The sequence below is a fragment of the Armatimonas sp. genome (genome assembly GCF_031410135.1).
Lineage (GTDB): Bacteria > Armatimonadota > Armatimonadia > Armatimonadales > Armatimonadaceae > Armatimonas.
Window position 1 is genome coordinate 1 of the sequence record NZ_JANNYP010000808.1, and the last position, 7,497, is coordinate 7,497.

The 7,497-nt window shown below is 53.2% G+C and carries 7 protein-coding genes, 1 pseudogene and 1 other annotated feature; of the genes and pseudogenes, 2 read left to right on the forward strand and 6 right to left on the reverse strand.

Annotated features, from left to right (window positions below; all coding sequences use genetic code 11):
- Window positions 1-217, forward strand: a pseudogene (locus RMO15_RS29585) (hypothetical protein); the annotation flags it as partial.
- An 89-nt stretch (window positions 218-306) separates the two neighbouring features.
- On the opposite strand, the gene rplL reads toward RMO15_RS29585, so the two are convergent.
- From rplL to RMO15_RS29605, 4 genes are all read right to left on the reverse strand, one after another.
- On the reverse strand, window positions 307-675 hold the full coding sequence (rplL, locus tag RMO15_RS29590; RefSeq protein ID WP_309721626.1) for a 50S ribosomal protein L7/L12: 369 nt from the start codon (window positions 673-675) through the stop codon (window positions 307-309).
- 36 nt (window positions 676-711) lie between these two features.
- Complete coding sequence (rplJ, locus tag RMO15_RS29595; protein WP_309721629.1) at window positions 712-1,227, reverse strand: 50S ribosomal protein L10; 516 nt, start codon at window positions 1,225-1,227, stop codon at window positions 712-714.
- Window positions 1,228-1,249: 22 nt separating this feature from the next.
- Window positions 1,250-1,404: a sequence feature (ribosomal protein L10 leader region), on the reverse strand.
- A gap of 36 nt (window positions 1,405-1,440) precedes the next feature.
- Complete coding sequence (locus RMO15_RS29600) at window positions 1,441-2,853, reverse strand: HD-GYP domain-containing protein (RefSeq protein ID WP_309721631.1); 1,413 nt, start codon at window positions 2,851-2,853, stop codon at window positions 1,441-1,443.
- A 55-nt stretch (window positions 2,854-2,908) separates the two neighbouring features.
- Window positions 2,909-3,523, reverse strand: a complete 615-nt coding sequence (locus RMO15_RS29605; RefSeq protein ID WP_309721634.1) for a diguanylate cyclase — start codon at window positions 3,521-3,523, stop codon at window positions 2,909-2,911.
- Between the two features lie 54 nt (window positions 3,524-3,577).
- On the opposite strand from RMO15_RS29605, the gene RMO15_RS29610 reads away from it, so the two are divergent.
- Window positions 3,578-4,573: a KpsF/GutQ family sugar-phosphate isomerase gene (locus RMO15_RS29610; protein ID WP_309721636.1), complete on the forward strand. Its 996-nt coding sequence runs from the start codon at window positions 3,578-3,580 to the stop codon at window positions 4,571-4,573.
- Between the two features lie 329 nt (window positions 4,574-4,902).
- On the opposite strand, the gene RMO15_RS29615 is transcribed toward RMO15_RS29610, so the two are convergent.
- Entirely contained in the window at window positions 4,903-5,376 is a 474-nt protein-coding gene (locus RMO15_RS29615; protein ID WP_309721639.1) for a hypothetical protein, read from the reverse strand.
- Window positions 5,377-5,514: 138 nt separating this feature from the next.
- A complete protein-coding gene (locus RMO15_RS29620; protein WP_309721642.1) occupies window positions 5,515-7,461 on the reverse strand; it encodes an RHS repeat-associated core domain-containing protein in 1,947 nt (648 codons plus the stop codon).
- Between the last annotated feature and the right edge of the window lie 36 nt (window positions 7,462-7,497).

The window sequence follows — 7,497 nt, forward strand, 5'->3', positions numbered from 1 at the left end:
CCGGAGTGTTCTCTGTACCTACCGTGATGCAGGAAGGTTGGAAAGCGTGGGGAAGAGCTTCACCGGTGCACTCTGGGAAACACACGGGCGGCGGAAGGCTCGTGTGCGCTTCCGCAACTCCGATCTCTCCCAGCGCTGCGCGGGGTGTGGGCGCTCCAAGCTCACCTGGGCCGACACCAGCCGTGGCGTCTGTGCCCGCTGCGGCCATGCACTCTAAAAAACGAAAAACCCACCCGCCTAGGTTCCCCCGTCCGGGTACCCCGCGAAGCGAGGGTGGGGGGGCTAGGGGGTGGGTCGGGAGGGCTCTTACTTGAGCTCGATGGTTGCGCCTTCGGCCTCGAACTGAGCCTTGAGCTTCTCGGCTTCGTCCTTGCTGATGCCGGTCTTGACAGCCTTGGGGGCGGTGTCGGCGATCTCCTTGGCCTCTTTGAGACCAAGACCGGTGATGTCACGAATGACCTTGATCACCTGGATCTTCTTGTCGCCGGGGCTCACCAGAACCACGTCGAACTCGGTCTGCTCATCTTCGACAGGTGCGGCTGCACCACCGGCAGGGCCAGCGGCAACGACGGCGGAGACACCGAACTCGGTCTGGAGGGCCTGGACGAGGTCGTTGACCTCAAGAATGGTCATGCCTTTGAGCTGCTCAATAAAGTCAGCGGTATTAATAGCCATTTTAGTTTCCTTTGTGACGTTTTAACGTCGTGTAAATTAAGCTGCCTTCTGCTCTGCGATAGACGCAAGAGTGGCGGCAAGGCTGGTCAGAGGGGACTGGAAAGCCCCGAGAATCATCGCGTAGAGAGTGTCACGCGGCGGGATCTTGGCCAGAGCGTCGATATTCGCTGCACTCTGGAAGGTACCGTCTACCACACCACCCTTGATCTTCAACGGGGTATTGCGGTTGCTGGCGATGTAGTCGCTGAGCACCTTGGCGGCTGCCAGGGAGTCTTTGGCGAAGACAACAGCGGTGGGGCCGTTCAGGGCGGCATCCAGGTTTGCGTCGGCGGCAATAATGCCATCGGCGGCGCGCTTGAAGAGCGTGTTCTTCACGACGGAGAAGTCGCTATCGCTATCGGCGGCGCGCAGCTTGGTGCGGATATCACCCACTTGCGGGACACTCAGGCCACGGTACTCGGTCAGGATCACGGCAGAGCTGCTCTTGAGCAGATCGCTGATCTCTCCGACCACACCCGGCTTGGTGCCGAGTTTCTTTTTAGGTTGTGCCATTTAAATTTTCACCTCCTTTTAGAGTAAAAACACAAAACCCCCGACCGAAAGCAGTCGAGGGCGCACGAAGATATTTAAGATGCTGTCATCTTCTCTACCTCGGCGGGCGGACTTCTGTGAGAAATCCATTAAACGCAAACGCGTACCGGCTGTCTCGGGTGGAAGTGTTGATTTCCAAACGGGCAGTCTATCACACAGTATTAAAAAGTGCAACTACGCGGCGAGACGCAAGGAGGGGGCTTCGATATCTTCTGCTGTGGAACACAGCTGGGGGTCAGCTTCCATCGCATGCTCGAAGGCGGCAAATACCTCTGCATTGAAGTGCACACCTACCTGGCTGCTCATAAATATCATGGTCTTTTCATGCGACCAAGCGGCCCGGTAGGGCCGGTCTGAAGTCAAGGCATCGTAGACATCGGCGACGGCCACTATCCGCGCCAAGAGGGGGATCTGCTCCCCGATCAAGCGATCCGGGTAGCCCGTGCCATCCCACTTCTCATGATGATGACGTACCGCCTCCAGTACTTCAGGCGGAAAGGGAACCGGCTGGAGAATCTCGCTGCCGAGTGCCGCGTGCTCTTTGATCAGCTCAAACTCCTCCGTGGTGAGCTTGCCGGGCTTGTTGAGGACGGTATCGGGAATGGCGATCTTGCCAATATCGTGCAAGGCTGCCCCGACCTCTAGAGTGCGAAGCTTCTCTTCAGAAAGCAGGAGGCGCTTCCCAATGGCCAGCGACATGGCGACAACACGCGAGATATGCTCCTGTGTGTAGCGGTCTTTGGCCTCGATAGCGCGTCCCATTGCCTGCACCATAGACGAGTACAGGCTCTCCAGCTCATCAAAGCGCTTCTCCTTCTCTTCATCACGCTCCCGGTGTAGCCGGAGGTTGTAGAAATAGAGCAGAGGTTGCGGCAACATCACAAGACCAAGAGGAATCGCGTTGTAAAAACCGGCGGAGATATTGTGGGCAAGCCAGACCACCATCACCATAAAGCAGCCCGCTGCTAGGTAGGTCGGGGCCGGCCAGAGCGTGTTGTTGTAGAAGAAATCCGCCGATTTTTTACGCGTCCAGCCCATCGAGAGGGAGACAGCTCCCGTGACAAGTGCTGCATTAAGAAAGAGGTGCATCACGACCATGAGTAAGATCACGGTGGTGCTGAGAAGCGCGGCGATGACAGCTTCAGGAGTCTTGGCCACAAAAAGTTGATTGTGGGGAGTCAGTGTCTCGATCAGAAGAAGCCCTCTGCTCAGTATCCATATGGTCAGGGACATGGAACTGATATTGAAGGCCGTCTGGTAGAGGGGGCTTTTCTGCCGTGCCGTGAGTGTCGAGAACATGGACGACAAAAAAGAAATAAGTGCGACGGAAGGGCCAAAGAGAAGTAGAGTGATGAGGTCGGTGATAAAGCCCAGCGAGATGCGAGCAGAGTTGTTCGTGTTCTTTCCTGAGGCGAGGGTTACTTTCTGCCTACCGGCGAACGCACCCATCAGACAGACAATCGGAAAAATGATCGGGGATATCTTGCTGAGAGGATAGCGTAGCAAGATATCCACCACTCCTGCACTGCCCAAGAGGACAGTCGTGGCGATATATGCTGTTGCTCGTTTAGGAAGCCGCCCTTTCATCTCCTGGGATTATCGGGGGAAGCTCTGGTATCTTTTAGATATAGTGTATCTATATTTATGCCACGAGGCGTAGAGGGGGTGTTTTTTCTGTTGGAGCTTCGTCGGGGAGAGGAGTGGGGAGGTGTTTTTGTGCTTCAAGGCGCTGGTGGAGCACTTGGTTAAGCGCTTCGGCGGAGCTTCCGTCCTCCGGGAGTGATGCCGAGCCAATCCAGGGGTGAAGACGAAGAAAGAAAGCAGTGCCATCGGGAGCCAGGATGCGGTAGCCGTGGATGGCTTGACGAAGGTTGCGCATCACGGTGGGAGCATCTTGTGCCGTCGTGCCGGGGAGCAGAATCGTAAAGCTGCCTTTCGTCTCGGTAAGTAAGATATCGGTGTTGCGCAGAGTGCCGTGTAAGACGAGCTCTAGCTCCTCCAGAGTCTGTGATGCTCGATCCTCACCAAGGGACTGGAGAACACGTGGCCAGTCTGCAAGCTCTAGCTGGAGCAACGTCAAAGGGTGTCCTAGCTCCTGGGAGCGGCTACACTCACGCTCCAGCAAAGACCCCGACCGTGGGGATGTTCTGCGAAGTGAGGCGAGCAATCGGGCAGCAGCAAGAACGGTCGCCGCATAGGTCTGATACGTCGCTTCACTTTGCCTTCCGTCTTCCTGGGGCTTTTGAAACCATTTCATCTACTAGGATCATTGGTCGGGAAATTCTTAGTATGTAGGTATAATCTTGCAGAAATGTCCCAAGCAAGAGCGCACGCACGTCGGGTATTAACAGAAGAGGCAGATGCGCTTCGCCTTCTGGCAGAGCGCTTGGATGAAGAATTTGACGCCGTCGTCACGCATCTGGTCGGTCTCACAGGGCGCGTCGTGGTCTCTGGGATGGGCAAGAGCGGCCATATCGGGCGGAAGATCGCGGCAACTCTGGCCTCGACCGGCACCCCCGCGTTTTTCTTGCATCCGGCGGAGGCAATGCACGGGGATCTGGGAATGGCCGCACCGGGAGATACCGCGCTGGTGCTCTCCAACTCCGGGGAGTCCGATGAGCTTCGGGCGCTCCTGCCTGCTCTCAAGCGCCGTGTGACGTGCTTAATTGCAATGACGGGCCGCCGTGAGTCCACACTGGGCCGCGCGGCGGAGCTGATCCTAGACACCAGTGTTCCCAAAGAAGCCTGCCCAATGAACCTTGCCCCGACCACCTCGACCACGGCGATGTTGGCCCTCGGGGATGCACTGGCCGTGGCCGTGATGGAGGCACGAGGGTTTCATTCGGAGGACTACGCCAAGCTGCATCCCGCAGGCTCACTGGGGCGCCGTCTCCTGCTCAAGGTCTCCGATCTGATCCGGCGCGGCGATGAGCTCGCTGTGGTTTCCCACACCGTGACGGTTCACGATGCGATGACCGCCATCACCCGAGCCCGCGCGGGTCTGGCCTGCATCGTGGATAGCGATGGCACGCTAGTCGGCGTCCTCTCCGACGGCGACTCGCGGCGCTTTTTTGTGAGTGTCGGCCCGGAGGCTTGGGATCGGCCTGTCACGGAGGCCATGACAAAAAATCCCCGTCTGATCCAGGGCGATCCCTTGGCCGCTGAGGCAATGGAGAGCTTCGAGAGCGGCCCCGTCCGCTTTGGCGACATGCCCGTGGTGGATAGTGCCTCTCGGCCCGTCGGGGTGCTGACCCTAAAAGACCTGGTGCGGGCGGGAATCATGCCACCCAGTAGCCAGAGGGAATAAGGTGTTTTCAAACCGTGCGTAAAAGCGGTTCTTTCGCGAGTTTGACAAAGGGTTCGCTGATGGCCTTTCTTGCCCGCCTGCAACCGCGTGTTCGCCGCCGCACTTGGCCCGACTGTCAGCCAGGTCGTGGTCAGTGTCGTCATCACCGCGATTCGTCGCAGAGTGTTTCGACTAAACCAACTCATAACGTCCGTTTCCTACACCTCTTTTGGTTGAGAATCGAGTTTTACCACAACTGATTAACCCGAATTCACGTCAATTACATTATTAAAATCCATTCGCAAATAGAATGTTATAAAAATGTATTAATGACTAAAGAGTGTAAATAATTAAACATAAATCATTCTTAATACATGCATTAATGTATCTCTACATAATTGATCTTCTTTAATTTCTAAGCTTTCTTTAAAGAAATCAACGGATTCATTATACATCCCCATTTTCATCAATATATATCCTTTAAGATATAAAAGGTAGGGATCTTTTTGATTTTTTTTAATATTTTTATCAATAATAAAAAGAGCCGTTTTTAAATCCCCCATCAATCTAAATATCTCTGCTAGAGTCACTTCTACATCTAATTCATTTTCATCTTTATCATAAATATACGCAACAACAGCATTTTTAAACATTTCAAAATTTTCTGAATCGTCACCAGAACGAATCAATTTTCTTTTGAGAAATATAGAGAAGAGATATTTCATCTTATAGTCATCATCATTCAACAGAATAAATTCTCTGAAATCATTAGAACTCAAATTTCCATCTTCACATAAACGATTTATAATTTCGATTCTTTCCATGTACTTATATCCTTTATTGCTAATTTAATACACAAAGATGTAAATATTAATACTGGCTATGGATTATATAAAATACGTTGGTGATATTTCATATACCGATCATTCTTGAAAAAACGAATCCATAGCCAGATATTTTATTTATTCATTATAGTGGTCAACTAACCCTTTCCGCGCTTTTTTAACAAATGGATCTACATACTCTTTTATTATCCCTATAACATCGCGTGGGCCGATAGCTGGCCCAGGGCCGAAATTATCTAAACCATCTTTTACAATATCAGGTATTCCATCATTAGGCTCAGGATAACTGATAGGCACCGCAGGCACACATAATCCTCCGAAATCTTCAGGCTCAATCCAACCTTCTTTCTTTCTTTTTTCATAGTTTTTACGTTTATCAAAATTCTGATTATTTTCGATTTGTTGCTGTTTTAAATTTTCAATATTCTGTTTTTCTCGTGGAGTATACTCACGTGGCGGTTCAGGATTAGATGGTACATCTTCAACAGGAGGTTTTTCTGGTAATGGATTTTTAGGTTGTGGCTTTTTCCCGAATTTGTTTTCAATCCATTCTACAAAAGTATGCCATAGCTCTTTAACTGATTTTAAACCTTGTGGATCAACCGCATTTACTGGATCGTTGCCACAGTAGGCATACCAGTTATAGCCATCGCGGATCGGGTCTCTGCTGATAAACCTTCCAGTACTCGCATCGTACATCCGATGCCCCAACCTCATCAGTCCCGTCTCGCTGTCTTGCTGATACCCATGATTCCCAGCAAAGCCAAACGGCGTAGGAGTCGAGCCACTGCTCGTCACTAACATACCAAAGGCATCTGTACTTCTACTATCCGTCACGCTACCGCTACCATCCGTCAGGGCTTTCACTGAGCCAAGTGCGTCGGCGTGGTAGAACTTGCTCGTCCCTCCTCGATTCTCGCTCACCAGACCCGACGCGCCGTGAACAAAGCTCGCCGCGCCGTCTGACAGAACTTGGCTGTCAATACTGTCATCCGAGAGAATGTAGCTCGCGCTCGCTCCTCCCGACTTGCCAACACGCTGGCCCAGTCCGTTGTAGGCATAGTTTATCGTAGTGCTGCCGTCGCTTGCACTTTTCAAGTACCCCGCGCCGTTCCAGGTCAGTGAGGTAGAACCACCAGACCAGCTTACGCCTGTCATGTTCCCGGCGTTATCATACGAATACGACTTGCCGCCAGCGGTTAAGAGTTTGTTGGCATCATCATACGAGTAGTTCTCCGTCGTGCCGCCTAGCGTTTTGGTCGCTCGGTTGCCCGCGTTATCGTAGGTGTACGAAACGGAATAAGCAGATGCCCCCGTTCGCACTTCGCTGGTTAGCTGCCCGCCGTTGTCGTAGGTGTAGGCAAGCGCGTAGCTCGGGGTCGTCTCGCTCGTCTTTCGCCCCAGCGCATCGTAGCTGTAACTGCTGCTGGTAATCGTCGTGCCGGACTTGACCGACTCGATACTCGCCAAATCAGCCGCCGCCGTGTAGGTTTTGGTTTCGACGCTGCCATCGGGAAGCGTCGTGCTCGTCATGCGGTTGGCGTTATCGTACGAATAGCTGGTGGCTTGAGTGCCACCGGCAACCAGCGCCGTCATTCGTCCGGCATCGTCGTAGCTGTAAAGGAGCGTACTGCCGCCGCCGACTTTGCCCGTGAGTGCGTTGGCGTTGTTGTACGAATACGTCACCGCGCCTTGGGGACTCGTTCGGGTTGTGATCCTGCCGCCTGTGTCATAAGAATAGGTCGTGGTGCCGGTGCCGTCCGTCATGCTGGTCTTGGCACCGTCGTCGTTGTAAGCGAAGCTCACCGTGGGCGTGCTGTCGCTGTACGAGACGCTGGTAAGCTGACCACCCGTGTTGTAGTTGTTCGTGACAACCACGCCACGACCGTCCGTGCTTGTCGCAACCTGTCCATCCGTGTTGTACGTTACCGTGCTGCCCGTGCTGTCCGGGTAGGTGATCCCAGACGGCAGGTCATCGCTGTGGTACGAGTACGTCGTGACTTTGCCCCGACCATCCGTAAAGCTCGTTTTCTGACCCGCCGCGTTGTAATTATGAAAAATCATCCACACGAACACGTCCGTATAGTTCTAAAATTGCAG

Excerpts from the sequence above, each read along its gene's own strand:
- rplL (WP_309721626.1), bottom strand. The coding sequence starts at position 675 with ATGGCTATTAATACCGCTGACTTTATTGAGCAGCTCAAAGGCATGACC.
- rplJ (WP_309721629.1), bottom strand. The coding sequence starts at position 1,227 with ATGGCACAACCTAAAAAGAAACTCGGCACCAAGCCGGGTGTGGTCGGA.
- RMO15_RS29600 (WP_309721631.1), bottom strand. The coding sequence starts at position 2,853 with ATGAAAGGGCGGCTTCCTAAACGAGCAACAGCATATATCGCCACGACT.
- RMO15_RS29605 (WP_309721634.1), bottom strand. The coding sequence starts at position 3,523 with ATGAAATGGTTTCAAAAGCCCCAGGAAGACGGAAGGCAAAGTGAAGCG.
- RMO15_RS29610 (WP_309721636.1), top strand. The coding sequence starts at position 3,578 with ATGTCCCAAGCAAGAGCGCACGCACGTCGGGTATTAACAGAAGAGGCA.
- RMO15_RS29615 (WP_309721639.1), bottom strand. The coding sequence starts at position 5,376 with ATGGAAAGAATCGAAATTATAAATCGTTTATGTGAAGATGGAAATTTG.
- RMO15_RS29620 (WP_309721642.1), bottom strand. The coding sequence starts at position 7,461 with ATGATTTTTCATAATTACAACGCGGCGGGTCAGAAAACGAGCTTTACG.